This is a genomic window from Rhodospirillaceae bacterium (assembly GCA_002746255.1).
GTDB lineage: Bacteria > Pseudomonadota > Alphaproteobacteria.
Window position 1 is genome coordinate 30,236 of the sequence record NVWO01000007.1, and the last position, 16,850, is coordinate 47,085.

Genomic DNA, 16,850 nt, shown 5'->3' on the forward strand with positions numbered 1-16,850 from the left:
ATTTCCTATTTCTCCATCCGGATTTCGGCCAGAAGGTCTTGTGCCGCTGCATATGGATTGGTTTCGTGAGCCATCATCTGTTCGATTAGTGTCGAGACTTTCCCATCCCGGTGTTCCTGAAATTTGTCACGCAGGATTTCCTCGGCCGTTTTTAGCATCCGCCGTTCGGCGATGCGCTTTTTTTGTTTGTCGAGCTCTCCGGACGTTCCGAGGTACTCCCAGTGCTGGTCGATTGCCTTAAGGAGTTCCGAAACACCCTCAAGCTTCAGGGCGCTTGTCGCGATGACCGGGACCGGCCAGTTGGTCGCGCCGGAAAGGCTTAGACCAAGGGTCATCATTCCTTTTAGATCGGTGATTGTCCGGTTTGCATCCGGGCGGTCACATTTGCTGACGACGTGGATGTCGGCAATTTCTAGAATGCCGGCTTTGATCGCCTGAATGTCGTCGCCAAGGCCGGGGGCGGAAACGACGATTGTCGTGTGGGCCGCTTGGACGATGTCCACCTCATCCTGACCGACCCCCACCGTTTCGATCAGGATCATATCGAAGCCGGCGGCGTCCAGAACGTCCACGGCATCCAGGCTGGCACGTGCCAGGCCGCCAAGCGAACCTCGCGTTGCCATGCTGCGAATAAAAATTCCCTTATCCCCGGCAAGTTCGTTCATGCGGATACGGTCACCCAGAATGGCCCCGCCGGAAAACGGGCTGGAAGGGTCAATCGCGACGACGGCAACCTTACGGCCTGTTTCGCGGATCATGGCGATCAGCTTGCCCATCAGGGTGGATTTGCCGCTGCCGGGCACGCCGGTGATGCCGACGATATGCGCGCGACCCGTGCGTTTGTAAATTTCGGCAAGGGCCGGGCGGCATTCGTTTTTTCCGGCTTCGGCACGCGTGATCATCCGCGCGATGGCGCCAATATCGGCAGCAACGACACGGTCAATCAGGTCAAGAGAAGGAATATTTCTCACGGCGTCAGGCTCCGTCATTTTTTTTAAGCATGTCCTGGAAGACGGCACGGTCATCGATGACGCGGCGTGCCTTGAAGTCTGTCCGGGGAATGGAGTTCAGCGGTACGATCTCAACCTTTGTACGGACACCAAGCACCCGTTGCAGGTCCTTGCTGATCGTGCTTTGGAATGCGTTCAGGGCGTCGTCACCTTTCGTGTAGGTTTCCTTCACGGCCTCCACGCGGACCAGCAATTCGTCCATGGTTCCTTCGCGCGTGATGATGATGCGATGTTCCCCGCCATAGCCGTCGACTTTGTTCAGGACGGCGTCGATTTCACTTGGGTAGATGTTTTCACCACGGACCGTGAATTGATCGTCGATACGCCCAAAAATTCCGTTTGGAAGGTGTGGATAGGTACGGCCGCAAGGGGCGGGGCCGTCATAGCGCCACTCGGTCAGGTCGCCGGAGAGCAGGCGGATCATCGGTTGTGAGGTGCGTTCGAGATGGGTGTAGACGGGCGTTCCCTTCTGACCATAGGGCACACGCCGAAAATTTGATGGGTCGCAGACTTCTGTGTAGACGATGTCCTGCCACAACAGCATGCCTTCCGGCGTTCCCTGTGAACCGGCGCAGTTCATCCAGGGCGCCATCTCGGCCATGGAACCGGAATCGTAAACTTCGGCGTTATAAAACTCCTTGATCCGGTCACGCACACCCGGGATCGATGCGCCAGGTTCGCCCGAGAAGAACAGGCATTTGAGGCCGAAATCTTTCGGCTCCAAGCCTTCCTTGATGGCGGTCTCGGCCAAATGAATGGCAAAGGACGGGGTGCCATAGAAGGCAGCGGGCTTCATCTGGCTGAGCCATTGTGCGGCGCGTGCGCTCATACCCGGGGCACCGGCGCCAAAAGGGAAGGCCTTGGCGTGCAGGCGTTCTGCACCGGCCAGCGCACCCCAGGAACCCAGGTAGAGGCTGAAAATTGCGGCGACGAAGATCATATCGCCCGGGCGCATGCCCATGCCGTACATGATGCGCGCATGGGCGTTGGCAATGGCGTCCCAGTCGTTGCGGCCGATGGCAAAAACGGTGGGCGTTCCGGTGGTTCCGGACGTGCCGTGGATGTGATGAATTTCCGATTCAGGAATGCAGAGATAATCGCCGAACCTCGGTACATTGGTCTGGGCCGCGCGCAAATCCTTCTTCGTGATGACCGGGACCTTGTCCTCAAAATCCTCAAGGGACTTCAGGTGGTCCGGATGAAAGCCAGCTTTGTCCCATATCCGTTTGTAGAAGGGGGATTTTTCATAGGCATAACGCGTGACTTCCTGCAGGCGCCCGAGAATAGCTTTTTCCCGATCCCCCGGGTCCATCGTCTCCCGCTTTGTAAACCAGTAGGGAGAAGAGGGTTCCGGCAGGTAATTGGGGTCAAATTTTGGTGGAAACGACCAATTTTCCATCGTGCTTTCTCCTCCCGTCTCCGTTTTAGCTGTTAGCGTGCGCCGCGTTCGGCAACAAGGCGTCGCATCGTTTCAATTATTTCTTGCGGGGGTGTGTCCTGCAGCAGAATCTGTTTCACGCCAATTTTATGCAGCTCTTCGACTTCGTCGTCTGGAATGACGCCGCCGCCGGTGACGATGATGTCTTCGGCGTTGCTTTCTTTCAGCAGTTCGATGATGCGTGGAAACACCGTCATATGCGCGCCCGAAAGAATGCTGACGCCAAGGATGTCCACGTCTTCCTGAACGGCGGCGCGAACAACGTCCTCCGGCGTACGGTGAAGGCCTGTATAGATGACATCCATTCCGGCATCGCGAAGGGCACGTGCCACGACTTTGACGCCGCGGTCGTGACCGTCCAGCCCGACTTTCGCGATCAGCACGCGAATGATGTCTGAATTCTTACTCATAATAACGACTCCCTAATTTCCTAATGTGTTTTTTATCTCAAGGTCGACCACCTTGTCGATAGGGGCGGCCTTGGCATGGGTCTGTTTGTTCAACTCGCGTTGTAGAGACGTGGAGGCAGCTTCGGCGTGCTCGCCGGCGAGGGTCTCGGCTTTTTCCGCATCACCTTCGGCGATGGCGTCAAGAATGGCGTCATGCTCCATCCAGACGTTTTTACTATAGCCATCGATACGCAGCACGACACTCATGATGCGCCGGAAGTGGTTCAAATAGGGCTGCATCGTATCGGCAAGGATGGCATTGCCGGAAAGTTCGTAGATCAACCGGTGGAAGTCCATGTCCGTTGCGATCAATTTTGAAATTGATGCGTTCGCGGCCGTCTTTTGGTCCAGGGCCGCGGTGCGTTTTGCACGCGCAATGTCGCGCGACGCGGCGTTTGTAGCGGCCTGTCTTGCGGCAAGTCGGTCGAGGGCGCCGCGAAATTCGTAAAGGGAACGGACAAAACCTTCTTCAAGCGGCGCAACCATCAACCCGCGTCGGCCAGCTTTGCAGACAAATCCCTGGCTTTTCAAAAGCATCAGCGCCTGGCCAACCGGTTGCCGGGAGACGTTGAGCTGCTCGGCAATGCCTTCCTGAGCAAGCCGCTCACCGGGGGCTAGCTGGCCATCGCAGATGGCATCCAGGATGGTGTTGTAGACCTGCTCCATCATGTGGGGCTGAACGTGGAGTTTACGCAAGTGGCCGCTCCCGATTATTGCATACAGTGTTCAGTAATTTGAATTTTTCAGCGACACAAGAACTATTATTAAAAGTGTTGCCTTTCAGTGCATTAGCTATTTTTTTTAGGGGGGTTCCGCCAGTCGCGTTCGGCGTTGTCCCACGCTTCCAGCGGTTGCAAATCCGGCACCAGGGCAAGGCCGGCCTTGGCATCGCCCGAGACCGCCTCGCGGGTGACCCGCACGTCAAGGACGGCGGGTGCGTTTTCGAGGCAGCGCGCGAAGGCTTCGCCAATATCTTCCTCGCGCTCGACATGCTCGCCATGGGCGCCAAGCGCACGCGCAAGACCGGCATAATCGGAAAAGCGAAGTTCCGTGCCGACGATATTGCCGTCATAGGTTTCGCGCTGGTCAAAGCATTCAATGTTCCATGCACCATTGTTGGCGATGACGAAAACAACCTTGGCGTCGTGGCGAACGGCGGTATCGACCTCGATTGCATTGAAGCCAAAGGCGCCGTCGCCGGTGACAACAATGACCTGGCGGTCGGGAAGGGCGAGGGCGGCGGCGATTCCAAAAGGAACGCCCACGCCCAGGCAGCCAAGCGCGCCGGGGTCCATATAGGGGCCTGCGGAAAGGGCGACGCGGGCGAAACTCAGGATATCGCCGCCATCGGCGATGGTGACGGCATCGGGTGCGATCCGTTCCTGCAACACACTCAACAGGCGATTGGGATGGATATGGCCGTCGCTTCCGGGGGGCGTCTTCCTAAGTTTTTTAATAAATTTTTCTCTTTTTTTCGCGTGGGTTGCGCGTATTTCCTGAACCCACTTCTTATCTACGGCGGGCTTGCGATTGCCGGCTGCCGCGACGATGGCTTTCAGGGCCAGCGCCGGCGTGGCGACGATTTCTGGGCAGCCGCGCCGATTGTCGCGAAGTTCCTCTGCATGTTCGGCAAGGCGGACGAAGCGGGCGTTTTTGAAAATAGCTGGCGAGCCATAAGCAAGCTGAAAATCGAGCTTGCGGCCGATGGTCAGGACGACATCGGCTTCTTCCATCACCTGGCCGCGCAGCGAGGAAACGACGGCGGGGTGGCTGTCTGGAACAAGCCCCCGGCTTTCAGACGTGTCGAGGTAAAGGGCGTCCAGCGCATCAAGCATCGCGCGAAGTTCGGGCCCGGCACCGCGTGCGCCACGCCCGGTAATCACCAGCGGTCGTTTGGCATTCCACAGAATTTCGACCGCCGCGGCGATGGTTTTTGGGTCGGGCTGCAATTGCACCTTGGCCCGTGGTGCCAAATGTTCGGCAAAAACCTGGTGCCGGGGCAGGCGTGCGCGCAGGAGATCCGTCGGAAAATCAATGTAGGCCGGGCCTGGTACATTGCCTTCGCCGCTGGCGCGCGCAAAGGCCTCGTCAAGGGCGGGCACGACATGGGCCGCTTCGCGCACGGTCCGGGTGTAGCGGGTGATGGAGCGAAGCAAATCCGTGTGCACAAGATCCTGCAATGCCCCCATCTGTTCCTGGGGGCATGGCGGCACGCCGGAGATGACGACGATCGGGGCCCGGGCGACATCGGCGTTGACGATGCCGGTGATCGCGTTCGTGACGCCGGGTCCGGCGGTGGCAAGCACAACTGCGATGTTGCCTGTCAGTTCGGCATGGGCATGGGCCATGTGGGCGGCGGCACGTTCGTCACGGACGTCAATGATGCGAATGCCGGCGCGGGCGACCCGGTCCCAGATGGGCATGATATGGCCGCCGCAAAGCCCGAAAACACGGTCGATGCCGCGTGCGGTAAGGAATTCGGCAATAAGGCCGGCGATCGTTTCCGATGTCTCTGCATTCTGAGCCATTGTGCGATATCTCCACCTGTAGACAAGCAGTAACTGCTTGAAATAAAAGTATAATATTTCACGCACTTTGCATGTCGTATGCAGTCTTTGGAGTGTACGCGTTTGCTTGGCGCATCACAATGTCTGTATGCCGCTCTTGCGATCCACCATCTGTAAAATCCCCTGCCAGACGCCCACAAAGGGATGCTAATATCGATCCCATTGTGGGCGTTGGCCTGTCCGAAATCTGTCCTGTTGAAGAGGTGTTTTCCTTGCGTTGCATAGTAAGAACTTCATTTATTCTATTGATTTTTATGCTTCTTTTTTCTGCTAACGCCAGAGCTGACTTTGAAGGCGGCCTTGTGGCTTATCAGGAGAATGATTTCAAAAAGGCGCTTGAAGAATTCACACCCTTGGCCAAGAACGGCCACGCGATGGCTCAGTTTTACCTCGGCCTTCTTTATGGTTTTGGCGAGGGGGTCGAAAAGGATCTGGTTACGGCGGTGCGCTGGTGGCGGCTGGCGGCCGAGCAGGGCAACACCGCCGCCCAGTCCAATCTTGGCTTCATGTACAAATATGGCAACGGTGTGTCCCCGGATCCGGTGCAGGCCTATATGTGGTCAAAAGTGGCGTCCATGGGCGGCGCGGCGTTTGCCGATGAGAATCTTATCACCTTCGCCGAGGGCATGACTTCGGATGCGATCGCGCGTGCCGAACGGCTTGCCATGGACTGGCTGGATGCTCATCCTGCCGCCGCCGGGTCCAGGGAAACCCCTTAGGCGTTTCTGCGCGAAGGTTCATGGCGTTCGCCACCAAAACCCTGAAATGATCGATTTCATTGAGGCGCGCATGTTTTAGGCCATTGACGCGATCAAATATTTATATAACATATTTCTTATGGAAAGAATTGGTTATATAAGCGCAGAATCAAGTCTCGACGCCATTTTTTCGGCGCTGGCCGACCCGACGCGGCGGGCAATCCTGTTACGGCTTGTGAAAGGTCAGGCTTCCGTCAATGAGATCGCCGCGCCATTTGAAATAAGTCAACCGGCGGTTTCAAGGCATCTGAAGGTGCTGGAACAGGCGGGGTTGATCGAGCGAGATGTTGACGAACAGCGCCGCCCGGCGAGGCTGAAAGCTGAAACGATGGCAACCGCTGTCGACTGGCTTGCCGAATTTAGAGCTTTTTGGGGGATGTCTTTTGATCAATTAGACGACGTCTTGATGCAGATGAAACTAGCCAAAGCGAAGGAAACAGACCATGAGTGAATTACCCGAATACGTACTTGACCGGGTGTTTGATGCGCCCCGCGAAGTGGTCTGGCGCGCCTGGACGGATCCTGAATGGCTCTCGCGTTGGTATGGCCCCGGCGCAGAAACGATCATCCATAAATTTGATTTAAAACCCGGTGGCATATGGCTTAACGAAATGAAGTGGGGGGGACAATTCTAACTTTCAGAAAGTCGTTTTTCAGGACGTTTTGCAACCCTCAAGGCTGGTTTGGCACCATTATTCTTTGACAGATTCGGATTGGACTGTTGTTGTGAATCCAAGAATGCCGGATTAGCCCCGGTTGCTGCTGACAACGGTGACTTTTGAGGACATGGGCGACAAAACAAATGTGTGCCTCTCTCAGGTGCCGATTGAGGCCACAGACGCCGAGATCGCCTGTTTCACCAAGATGATGGCTGGCATGGATCAGGGTTGGGGCAGCGGTTACGCAATCATGGATACGCTGTTCGCAGAGTTGCGGGCAGGATAAGGCAGCACCTTGGGGGCAGGAGCATGTCCCTGCAAAAAGAGGCTTTGGCGGGGGACGGCCGGCCGAAGCCGGCACCGGAACTTTATGGGTAACCACCGACCGGCTTGTGTCCCGATGCCTAGCATCAATTATGCCCGTATTTTCTAAAAACGCGGCGTCCCAAAATAGCGCCACGGCATTGGCTGGCGGCTTTCCTGGTACCCAGCCGTCTCTTGCGGGCTTTCTGGGGCAAGGCCATATTCTGCGTACCATTTTTGATAGTACAGCGTCTTTGGCATCCCGATCTAGGGATGGCCAGCGCCACGAAGTTACATGATTTTAAAAAAATGTCTGAAAAGTGGCTCCCCGAGTCGGACTCGAACCAACGACACAGCGGTTAACAGCCGCTTGCTCTACCAACTGAGCTACCGGGGATCACGGGCACCGGCATGGAAATGCGCCCAGCACCACCGGGGCTTATATAGCAGAGCGATCCCCTTCTTGGCCAGCCAGAACGCCGCACGGTTGAATGGCGCTTGTCGGATGGGAAAGCAGACGATGGGGGGCAGGAAGTGGAGGCGCGGGCCGGATTCGAACCGGCGTACACAGATTTGCAGTCTGCTGGATAACCACTCTCCCACCGCGCCGATTATTGATCGGGGACGGTCGCCAGGGTATGTAGCTGGCGGCACTTACGGTTCCCGAGAAGGGGTCGAGGTATAGGACCTGACCGAAGGCCGGTCAAGCAAGGGGGAGGCCTTTGGAAATCCGCTCTGGGAGCGGATTTCCTGCAAGCGGCGTTGTGTTTGTTCCATCCGGAACGTATAAATGGTTCCTCCGATTCGGCTGATCGAGAGATAGAATGACGGATTTTACCGCCGCCAGGCGAAACATGGTGGACTGCCAGTTGCGACCGAACAAGGTGACGGACCCGCGCCTCGTTGCCGCCATGTCCGAATTGCCACGGGAACGCTTTGTCCCGTCAGGCTATGAGGGCGTTGCCTATGTCGATGCCCATTTGCCTCTGGACCGGGGCCGTTCGATTATGGAACCGATGGTGCTGGCACGTCTTCTGGAACTTGCCGAAATTCAGCAAGGAGATGTCGTTCTTGATATTGGTTGCAGCACCGGTTATTCGGCAGCCGTGATTGCCGCTCTGGCGGGGACGGTTGTTGCGCTTGAATCGGATCCCGTCTTTGCGGGTTTTGCAACAAAACTGCTTTTGGAGCTCGGCTGCGACAACGTGGCCGTCGTCGAAGGGCCATTGGCCGATGGCTATCCCAGTCAGGCACCTTTTGACGTGATTTTTATCGATGGCGCCATCGCCGAGGTTCCAGAAGCGATCCGCAATCAGCTAAAGAAAGGCGGGCGCCTGGTTGCCGTACTCACCGGGCCGGCGGGCGTGGGGCAGGCGACTGTCCTGACGCGGACGGATAGTAGCGTTGGCAGCCGCGCCGCCTTCGACGCAGCGACGCCCGAGCTGCCGGAATTCGCAGCCAAGGAAGGCTTTGTCTTCTAAGCGCATTTATATTACGATTTAGATGTAAATTTATAGCAATTTGTGTGGCGCGAATGAAAAACGCCAGGCGAAAGGGATTAGGGTTGGGCATCCGGGCGGTTCGATGGTTCTCAAGGGCTTGCGCTCTCCTTCTGGTTGGTGGTGGGGCGTTTTCGGCTTTTGATGCTTGCGCGCAAAGCATCGCACAATCCCTCGTTTCCGCTTATCAGAGCAATCCGACCTTGCGCGCGCAAAGGGCCAGGCTGCGGGCGACGGACGAGGCACTTCCCCAGGCCCAGGCCGGCTGGCGGCCAACGATCACGGCAAACGCAGAAATAGGACGATCCCGGGTCGAGGGGAATTTATTCGCCCAATCTTCGGGCACCCAGATTCGTTCCCCCTCGAGTGTGAGCATCCTCCTTTCGCAACCCATCTTCCGTGGTGGCCGGACCTTTTATGAAACGCGCCAGGCGGAATATCGCGTGCAGGCCGAGCGCGCACGCCTGCGCCTCGTCGAGGCAGAAGTGCTGCTGGATGCGGCTGCGGCCTTTATGGATGTTGTGCGCGATCAGGCGGTCGTCGAGTTGAATGTCCACAACGAACAGGTTCTTCGCCGACAGCGGGAAGCCGCCGGCGACCGTTTCGAAATCGGCGAAATTACCCGAACGGATGTTGCCCAGGCCGAAGCGCGGCTGGCTGGCGCGCGCGCGGACCGAATTCAGGCGGAAGGGAATCTCGCTGCCTCGCGAGCCACCTTCAAGAGGGTAACTGGCATGGCACCGGAACGGCTTGTCACGCCGGCTTCTCTGGGAAACCTGCCGCAATCCGAGGCCGAGACGCTGCGCATTGCGGCGATGTCTTTTCCGGCGATCATCGCTGCGAAATTCGATGAAAAATCTGCGGCGGAGGCCGTCAATATCGTTGAAGGCGAATTGCTGCCGACGGTTTCCCTGAACGCTGAGGTCAGCAAGGCGCAGGAACAGTTTTCTACCGTTGATGACACAAAACGGGGAACAATCAGCGCCCGGGTTTCGATGCCACTTTATCAGGCTGGTGCCGTACATTCGCGCCTGCGCGAAGCGCGTCAGGTTGCCGGTCAGCGTCGGGTCGAGGTCGAAGAGAGCCGTCGCAGCGCCGTCGAGCAGGCTACCCGCGCCTGGTCGGATATGATTACCGCCCAGGCGGGTATCGTCTCGCTCAAATCCCAGGCCGAAGCGGCAACCATCGCCCTGGATGGGGTCGAGCAGGAGGCGCTTGTCGGATCGCGCACCGTGCTGGACGTGCTGGATGCTGAACAAGAGCTTCTGGATGCGAAGGTGGCTCTGGTGCGGGCTGAACGTGACGAATTTGTTGCGTCCTTCCGCCTAAAATCGGCGATCGGCGCCCTGACGGCGGAGGCCCTGGCCTTGCCGGTCGCGTTCTATGACATGAACAAGAACTACGACGATGTGCGTGGGCGCTGGATTGGCTTTGGCAGCGATTCGGAGTAACAACGGACCCGGCTGCGGACGACTTCTTATTCTGGCGTTTTTTTGGGGACTGGCTTAGGGTTGACGAATTCTTTGCCGTGATCGGCCAAGACGTTACGGGTTATGACGGGCCACGGCGAAAGGGCAGGGACGGATGGCGGACGGTCAGGAAAACAATCTTTCCTCGGAAGAGGATGGCGACGGGCAGGGAGAACCCTCAATGGAGGAGATTCTGTCGTCCATTCGCCGTATTATTTCTGAGGACGACGAGGCGGAAGGCACGAAGGCCACCGGGGAAGGCGATGCAGACGTATCGGATGAGGCGGCTGTTCTGGAGGATGCGGACGGTGCGGATGACCTGACGGTCCCGAAGGATGTTGACGGTGCGGAGGATGCCGGGGATGAAGACGAGGACATTCTGGAACTCACCCGGATGGTTTCGGAAGACGGCAGCGTGACGGACCTGGCGGAAGAAAGAAAGCCGGAGGCGGAGATGGCGACAGAGGCGAGCGAGACGGAAGCGACCTCCGAAGAGGCGATGGCAGGGGAAGGTGCGGTCGATGCGGATGCGCTTGAGATGCAGGACCCGGAACCGGACGCGCCTGCCGAGAGCAGCACACCTGCCGAGAGCACACCTGCCGAGGCCACGCCTGTCGAGGATGCGCCCGTTGAAGTTGAGGCGTCACCGACAGCATCTGAACCCGGCGGTGATTCACTCCTTGATAAGACAGCTGCCGCTGCGGCCACGGAATCCTTTGGGGAGCTTACGAAGGCGGTCATCAAAGAGGACGGGCCGGGCATTCAACTTGGTTCTCTTACCGAGAAGACCCTGGAAGACCTCCTCAAGGAGCTGCTTCGCCCGATGCTGAAAGAATGGCTCGACCAGAATTTGCCTTCGATTACTGAAAAGCTGGTGCGAAAAGAAATCGAGCGCACGGCGCGACGGGCCGAAGAACTCTGACTTCCATGTGACTCCCCTTATGTGATTTGGATGATGATTTGGATGCCTGAGGCCAGGACGCTTTCCGTGGCTGGTCTTCCCTTTGCTTAAAAGATGAGAAAACGCTTTAAACGGTCATGAAAGAGCTAGAAAAAAGATACGATTCCAAAGCGGTCGAAGGGCCGTGCTACAAGGCCTGGGAAAATGCCGGTGCCTTTGCTGCCGACACCAAATCGGACGCGGCACCCTTTACGATCATGATGCCGCCGCCGAACGTGACCGGCAGTCTGCACATGGGCCACGCCCTCAACCATACGCTCCAGGACATTCTGACCCGCTATTACCGCATGAAGGGGGCAGATGCCCTCTGGCAGCCGGGCATGGATCACGCAGGTATCGCCACCCAGATGGTCGTTGAAAGGCAACTCGCCGAAAAAGGCATCACGCGCCACGATCTTGGTCGCGAAGCCTTTGTTGAACGTGTCTGGGACTGGAAAGAAGAATCCGGCGGGACGATTACCACCCAATTGCGGCGTCTGGGGACGTCCCCCGATTGGGAAAAAGAACGCTTCACCCTGGATTCGGGCCTCTCGCAAGCCGTTACGAAAGTCTTTGTCGAACTTCACAAGGCCGGCCTTCTTTATCGGGACAAGCGCCTCGTCAATTGGGATTGCGAATTGCTGACGGCGATCTCTGACCTTGAAGTCGTACAAAAAGAAACGAAAGGCCATCTGTGGCATTTTCGTTATCCGCTGGAAGACGGTTCCGGCCATATCGTCGTTGCAACCACGCGTCCGGAAACGATGTTTGGCGATACGGCGGTTGCTGTGCATCCCGAAGATGCGCGCTATCAGCACCTTGTCGGCAAAAAGGTACGTCTGCCGATTTCTGATCGCCTGATTCCGATTGTTGCCGACGAACATTCGGACCCGGAGATGGGAAGCGGGGCGGTCAAAATCACCCCGGCCCACGACTTCAACGATTTCGAAGTTGGTCGTCGTCATGACCTTCCTTTGGTGAACGTGTTTGATGCGAAGGCGCATTTAAACGAAAATGTTCCCGAAGCCTATCGCGGTCTTGACCGTTATGTGGCGCGCGAAAAAGTTATTGCTGAAATGGAATCCCTCGACCTTCTTGAACGGATTGAAGACCATGTTCACGCGCTGCCCCATGGGGATCGTTCCGGCGCGGTGATTGAGCCTTATCTCACCGATCAATGGTTTGTAGACGCCGCCACCCTGGCGAAACCGGCGATTGAGGCTGTGGAGACGCGCAAGACCCAATTCGTGCCGAAACATTGGGAAAACACCTATTTTGAATGGATGCGCAACATTCAGCCCTGGTGCATTTCGCGCCAGCTGTGGTGGGGGCATCGGATTCCGGCCTGGTACGGACCGGATGGGGAAATTTTTGTTGCGGCATCGGAGGAAGACGCCGCCGCCGCCGCCAAAATCCATTACGGCAAGGAAACCGAACTCACCCGTGACCCCGATGTGCTGGACACCTGGTTTTCATCGGCCTTGTGGCCGTTTTCGACCCTGGGCTGGCCGGAAGAAACGCCGGAACTTGCGCGCTATTATCCGACGGACGTGCTGGTTACCGGGTTCGACATCATTTTCTTCTGGGTGGCACGCATGATGATGATGGGGCTGCACTTCATGGGCGAGGTGCCTTTCCACACCGTCTACATCCACGCGCTGGTCCGCGATGCCTCGGGCCAGAAAATGTCGAAGTCGAAGGGCAACATCATCGATCCCCTGGGGCTGATCGAACAATATGGCTGCGATGCGCTGCGGTTCACGCTGACGGCTCTTGCTTCGCCGGGGCGTGACATCAAACTTTCGGAAGCGCGCGTTGAAAGCTCGCGAAATTTTGCAACGAAGCTTTGGAACGCGGCGCGCTATTGCCAGATGGCGGAATGCATTCCGGACCCGGATTTTAATCCGGGTGCCGCGTCGCTTACGGTCAATCGCTGGATCATCGGCCATGTTGCCAAACTGGCGGGCGATCTTGAGCAAGCGCTTGCGGCTTACCGCTTCAACGATGTGGCCAATGTGTTGCATCACTTTGTCCGGGGAACTTTCTGCGACTGGTATCTGGAGTTTACAAAACCGATCCTGAATGGCGACGACGCGGCCGCAAAAAAAGAGACGCGCGCGACGACGGCCTGGGCGCTGAACCAGATCCTTCACCTGCTGCACCCGGTCATGCCGTTTATCACCGAGGAATTGTGGCAGAAAATCGGCGAAGGGGACGGGATGCTGATGACGTCCGGCTGGCCGATTTTTGATGCCGGCTTGATCGACGAAGACGCGATGGCGGAAATGGATTGGGTTGTGCGGCTGATTACGAAAATCCGCATCATCCGTTCAAAATTTCAGGTGCCGCCGAAAAAGGCAATCAAGGCTGGGGTTGAGAACGCGAACGAAACCACATTGCAACGCATGAAAACCCATGACGCGATCATCAAGACACTCGCCAATCTGGAAAGCCTTAGCCAGGAAGAAAACATGGCAGGAGGCACCATTCCCTTTGTGCTCGACGAGGCGACGGGCCATGTTTTTCCGGGTGATGACATCAACGTGCCCGTACAGCAGGCGCGTTTGGAAGAAGAAATACGCAGCCTCGACAAGGAAGTCGCCAAGATCGAAAAGAAGCTTGGCAATGCGCAATTTCTTGCGAAGGCCCCGGAAGAAGTGGTGGCGGAACAGCGCGCACGCCGGGACAGGGCCAAAGATGAATGCGACGAGAATCGAAAGTGGCTCGCGGGAATGCAAGAACGGCGTTAAAATACGCCGGAACGATCAGGGAAGACGCCCATGACCCGCAAATTTAACGAAAAGCAGAACCTGCCGAGCCGCTATGTTTCCATCGGGCCGGAAAGCTCGCCGCATCGGTCCTATTACTACGCGATGGGGATGACGGAGGAAGAAATCCATCAGCCCTTTATCGGCGTTGCTACCTGCTGGAACGAAGCGGCACCGTGCAACATCACCCTTGGCCGTCAGGCCCAGGCCGTCAAGCTGGGCGTGAAAGCAGCAGGTGGGACGCCACGGGAATTTACGACGATCACGGTAACCGACGGCATTGCCATGGGCCATGAGGGCATGAAGTCCTCTCTCGTCAGTCGTGAAGTGATCGCCGATTCGGTCGAATTGACCATGCGCGGCCATTGTTACGATGCGTTTGTCGGCCTGGCCGGTTGCGACAAATCGCTGCCCGGCATGATGATGGCGATGCTGCGCTTAAACGTGCCGGCCGTCTTTATGTATGGCGGCACAATCCTGCCCGGCCTCTACAAGGGCAAAGAGGTCACCGTGCAGGACGTGTTCGAAGCCGTTGGTGCCCACAGCGCCGGCGATATGACGGACAAGGAATTGTACGATCTGGAACGCGTCGCATGTCCTTCCGCAGGCTCTTGCGGCGGCCAGTTCACGGCCAATACGATGGCGTGCGTCTCGGAAGCGGTAGGGCTGGCGCTGTCCGGATCGGCGGGCGCGCCGGCACCTTATGAATCCCGCGACGCCTATGCCGAAAAAAGCGGCGAGGCCGTCATGCGTCTTTTAGAGATGAATTTGCGGCCGCGCGATATCGTCACCCGCAAGGCGCTTGAGAACGCGGCCATGGTTGTCGCCGCTTCGGGCGGCTCGACAAATGCGGCTCTTCACCTGCCGGCAATGGCCAACGAAGCCGGAATTGATTTTGATCTGCATGCCGTGGCCGAAATTTTCCGCAAAACGCCCTATCTTGCCGATCTGAAGCCTGCCGGGCGCTATGTGGCAAAAGACCTTTACGAAGTGGGCGGCGTGCCGATCCTGATGAAGGCCTTGCTGGACGGTGGCTATCTTCATGGCGAATGCATGACGGTCACCGGCAGGACGATTGCTGAAAATCTGGAAAACATCGTTTTCCCGACAGATCAGGATGTTGTGCGCCCAACCTCAAACCCGCTGACACCGACGGGCGGCGTTGTCGGGGTTCGGGGGAATCTTGCGCCCCAGGGGGGGATTGTGAAGGTTGCTGGCATCGAGAAACTGCAATTCCGTGGCCCGGCGCGTTGCTTTGACTGCGAGGAAGACGCGTTTGAGGCCGTCGAAAAGCGGGATTACAAGGAAGGCGAGGTCATCGTCATTCGCTACGAAGGACCACGCGGCGGCCCCGGCATGCGCGAGATGCTGGCCACCACCGCTGCCATTTATGGCCAGGGGATGGGCAACAAGGTGGCGCTTATCACCGATGGCCGTTTCTCTGGTGCCACCCGCGGGTTCTGCATCGGCCATGTTGGCCCGGAAGCCGCAGTCGGTGGGCCAATCGCCCTTTTGAAGGATGGCGACATCATCGCCATCGACGCCGACAAAGGCACCCTTGAGGTCGAGTTAAGCGACGACGAACTTGCCGCCCGCGCAAAGGAATGGAAGCCACGGGAAAGCGCGTTCGGGTCCGGTGCCATCTGGCGTTATGGCCAGACCGTTGGCGATGCGGAGCAGGGTGCCATCACCCATCCCGGCGCCAAAGGGGAAAAACGCGCTTACGCAGATATCTGATTGGCGGGCCCCCGGGGCGGTGCAAGGGAGCACCAGACCGGCGTGTGGTCGGATGGCCGCTCTTTTGCCCGGAGACTTTTGTCGATCTCGCAAGCTTCCAGCCGGTCGGCGGCCTGAGGCGAAAGCAACAGATGGTCGATGCGCAGGCCCAGATCGCGCTGCCAGGAACCGCTCTGGTAATCCCAGAAGGTAAACGCCCCGGCTTCCGGGTGGTGAATGCGAAAGGCGTCCGTTAGGCCAAGGTGGATCAGCGCGCGGTATTTTTCCCGCGTTCGCAGGTCGTACAGCGCATCTTTCTCCCAGCCTTTGGGGTCGAAAACGTCGATCGCTGTCGGGATGACGTTGAAATCGCCCGCCAGCACGAAGGGTTCTTCTGTTTTTAACAACGCTTCGCTATGGCGCTTGAGCCGATCCAGCCAGCGTAGTTTGTAGTCGAATTTCTCGGTCGCAACCGGATTGCCGTTGGGAAGGTAGATCGAGGCCACGCGTACGTCCCCGATTCGCGCTTCGATGTAACGCGCCTGTTCGTCGTCGGGTTCGCCGGGAAGCCGTCTTTCCAGAACCTCAATGGGGGCATTGGCGAGAATGGCGACGCCGTTATAGGATTTTTGCCCGACGACGGCGGTGGCATAGCCCGCCGCCTCGATTTCGAACGCCGGAAAGGTTTCTTCAACGGTCTTGGTTTCCTGCAGGCAAACGACATCCGGCCGGGCGGTCTTCAGCCATTCCAGAAGGATCGGCAGCCGGGCTTTGACGGAATTGACGTTCCAGGACGCGATTTTCACTGGAAGCGCTGGCGGTCTAGTTGACGGAAAAGGAATTGCCGCAGCCGCAGGACGCGGTCGCGTTGGGGTTTCGGATGGCGAAGGCAGAACCGATAAGGTCTTCGACAAAATCGACTTCGGCACCGGCCAGGTATTCGCGGCTGATCGCATCGATCACGATCGACGCCCCGTTCTTTTCAATCACAACGTCGTCATCGTTCGTCACATTGTCGAAGGTGAAATTATATTGAAAGCCCGAACAACCGCCGCCGGTAACGGCAATGCGCAGCCTGTGGCCGACCTCGGCCTCGGCGCTCAGAAGCTCGGCGATGCGCCGGGCGGCGCTTTGCGAGATTGTGACGGGTGCGTGTTCCATAAGACCCATTCTAGAACAAATTTTGCCCGGACAATACCAGAGCCTGTCTTAGATGGGGGATGTTCGAATTTTGTCAATGTTTTTAACCGCTTCCCAAGCGAAGCGTTGCGTCC

At 57.7% G+C, this 16,850-nt stretch carries 14 protein-coding genes, 2 tRNA genes and 1 pseudogene; 8 read left to right on the top strand and 9 right to left on the bottom strand.

The genetic code is table 11. From position 1 onward, the window contains the following. Window positions 1–5: 5 nt before the first annotated feature. The 5 genes from COA65_05780 to COA65_05800 all read right to left on the bottom strand — a co-directional run bounded on the left by COA65_05780 (window position 6) and on the right by COA65_05800 (window position 5,425). Complete coding sequence (locus COA65_05780) at window positions 6–989, bottom strand: methylmalonyl Co-A mutase-associated GTPase MeaB (protein PCJ59571.1); 984 nt, start codon at window positions 987–989, stop codon at window positions 6–8. Continuing rightward, window positions 976–2,409, bottom strand: a complete 1,434-nt coding sequence (locus COA65_05785) for a phenylacetate--CoA ligase (protein ID PCJ59572.1) — start codon at window positions 2,407–2,409, stop codon at window positions 976–978. Before COA65_05785 ends, COA65_05780 begins: the two co-directional genes overlap by 14 nt. Window positions 2,410–2,441: 32 nt before the next feature. Then, window positions 2,442–2,858: a methylmalonyl-CoA mutase gene (locus COA65_05790; GenBank protein ID PCJ59573.1), complete on the bottom strand. Its 417-nt coding sequence runs from the start codon at window positions 2,856–2,858 to the stop codon at window positions 2,442–2,444. A 12-nt stretch (window positions 2,859–2,870) separates the two neighbouring features. Continuing rightward, window positions 2,871–3,566, bottom strand: coding sequence for a GntR family transcriptional regulator (locus COA65_05795; protein ID PCJ59574.1), 696 nt, complete (start codon window positions 3,564–3,566; stop codon window positions 2,871–2,873). Window positions 3,567–3,685: 119 nt separating this feature from the next. Beyond that, entirely contained in the window at window positions 3,686–5,425 is a 1,740-nt protein-coding gene (locus tag COA65_05800; protein ID PCJ59575.1) for an acetolactate synthase, read from the bottom strand. Between the two features lie 71 nt (window positions 5,426–5,496). On the opposite strand from COA65_05800, the gene COA65_05805 reads away from it, so the two are divergent. The 3 genes and pseudogenes from COA65_05805 (at window position 5,497) to COA65_05815 (ending at window position 7,167) form a co-directional block, all read left to right on the top strand. Further along, entirely contained in the window at window positions 5,497–6,183 is a 687-nt protein-coding gene (locus COA65_05805; GenBank protein PCJ59576.1) for a hypothetical protein, read from the top strand. A 118-nt stretch (window positions 6,184–6,301) separates the two neighbouring features. Continuing rightward, the gene (locus COA65_05810) at window positions 6,302–6,673 is read left to right on the top strand and encodes a transcriptional regulator (protein PCJ59577.1); all 372 of its coding nucleotides are present in this window, start codon (window positions 6,302–6,304) and stop codon (window positions 6,671–6,673) included. Continuing rightward, window positions 6,666–7,167, top strand: a pseudogene (locus COA65_05815) (type III effector protein). Before COA65_05810 ends, COA65_05815 begins: the two are co-directional and overlap by 8 nt. Before the next feature lie 338 nt (window positions 7,168–7,505). On the opposite strand, the gene COA65_05820 reads toward COA65_05815, so the two are convergent. Both COA65_05820 and COA65_05825 read right to left on the bottom strand, forming a co-directional pair. Continuing rightward, window positions 7,506–7,581: transfer RNA gene (locus tag COA65_05820), tRNA-Asn, on the bottom strand. Window positions 7,582–7,719: 138 nt separating this feature from the next. Beyond that, window positions 7,720–7,793, bottom strand: a tRNA-Cys gene (locus COA65_05825). Window positions 7,794–8,008: 215 nt separating this feature from the next. Here COA65_05825 and COA65_05830 point away from each other — a divergent pair. The 5 genes from COA65_05830 to ilvD all read left to right on the top strand — a co-directional run bounded on the left by COA65_05830 (window position 8,009) and on the right by ilvD (window position 15,597). Continuing rightward, complete coding sequence (locus COA65_05830) at window positions 8,009–8,665, top strand: protein-L-isoaspartate O-methyltransferase (protein PCJ59578.1); 657 nt, start codon at window positions 8,009–8,011, stop codon at window positions 8,663–8,665. Between the two features lie 53 nt (window positions 8,666–8,718). After that, complete coding sequence (locus COA65_05835) at window positions 8,719–10,134, top strand: hypothetical protein (GenBank protein PCJ59579.1); 1,416 nt, start codon at window positions 8,719–8,721, stop codon at window positions 10,132–10,134. 133 nt (window positions 10,135–10,267) lie between these two features. After that, the gene (locus COA65_05840; GenBank protein ID PCJ59580.1) at window positions 10,268–11,074 is read left to right on the top strand and encodes a hypothetical protein; all 807 of its coding nucleotides are present in this window, start codon (window positions 10,268–10,270) and stop codon (window positions 11,072–11,074) included. Between the two features lie 116 nt (window positions 11,075–11,190). Continuing rightward, window positions 11,191–13,842, top strand: coding sequence for a valine--tRNA ligase (locus COA65_05845; protein ID PCJ59581.1), 2,652 nt, complete (start codon window positions 11,191–11,193; stop codon window positions 13,840–13,842). A gap of 30 nt (window positions 13,843–13,872) precedes the next feature. Further along, window positions 13,873–15,597 (top strand): dihydroxy-acid dehydratase, encoded by a 1,725-nt coding sequence (gene ilvD / locus COA65_05850; GenBank protein PCJ59582.1) that lies wholly within the window; start codon window positions 13,873–13,875, stop codon window positions 15,595–15,597. On the opposite strand, the gene xth is transcribed toward ilvD, so the two are convergent. Beyond that, entirely contained in the window at window positions 15,582–16,382 is an 801-nt protein-coding gene (gene xth / locus COA65_05855) for an exodeoxyribonuclease III (GenBank protein PCJ59583.1), read from the bottom strand. The genes ilvD and xth overlap by 16 nt on opposite strands. 16 nt (window positions 16,383–16,398) lie before the next feature. Then, on the bottom strand, window positions 16,399–16,737 hold the full coding sequence (locus tag COA65_05860; GenBank protein ID PCJ59629.1) for an iron-sulfur cluster insertion protein ErpA: 339 nt from the start codon (window positions 16,735–16,737) through the stop codon (window positions 16,399–16,401). Window positions 16,738–16,850 lie beyond the last annotated feature (113 nt).

Coding starts and splice junctions, on each gene's coding strand:
- COA65_05830 (PCJ59578.1), top strand. CDS start 8,009: ATGACGGATTTTACCGCCGCCAGGCGAAACATGGTGGACTGCCAGTTG.
- COA65_05785 (PCJ59572.1), bottom strand. CDS start 2,409: ATGGAAAATTGGTCGTTTCCACCAAAATTTGACCCCAATTACCTGCCG.
- COA65_05845 (PCJ59581.1), top strand. CDS start 11,191: ATGAAAGAGCTAGAAAAAAGATACGATTCCAAAGCGGTCGAAGGGCCG.
- COA65_05800 (PCJ59575.1), bottom strand. CDS start 5,425: ATGGCTCAGAATGCAGAGACATCGGAAACGATCGCCGGCCTTATTGCC.
- ilvD (PCJ59582.1), top strand. CDS start 13,873: ATGACCCGCAAATTTAACGAAAAGCAGAACCTGCCGAGCCGCTATGTT.
- COA65_05810 (PCJ59577.1), top strand. CDS start 6,302: ATGGAAAGAATTGGTTATATAAGCGCAGAATCAAGTCTCGACGCCATT.
- COA65_05795 (PCJ59574.1), bottom strand. CDS start 3,566: ATGATGGAGCAGGTCTACAACACCATCCTGGATGCCATCTGCGATGGC.
- COA65_05860 (PCJ59629.1), bottom strand. CDS start 16,737: ATGGAACACGCACCCGTCACAATCTCGCAAAGCGCCGCCCGGCGCATC.
- COA65_05790 (PCJ59573.1), bottom strand. CDS start 2,858: ATGAGTAAGAATTCAGACATCATTCGCGTGCTGATCGCGAAAGTCGGG.
- COA65_05805 (PCJ59576.1), top strand. CDS start 5,497: ATGTCGTATGCAGTCTTTGGAGTGTACGCGTTTGCTTGGCGCATCACA.
- COA65_05840 (PCJ59580.1), top strand. CDS start 10,268: ATGGCGGACGGTCAGGAAAACAATCTTTCCTCGGAAGAGGATGGCGAC.
- COA65_05835 (PCJ59579.1), top strand. CDS start 8,719: ATGAAAAACGCCAGGCGAAAGGGATTAGGGTTGGGCATCCGGGCGGTT.
- COA65_05780 (PCJ59571.1), bottom strand. CDS start 989: ATGACGGAGCCTGACGCCGTGAGAAATATTCCTTCTCTTGACCTGATT.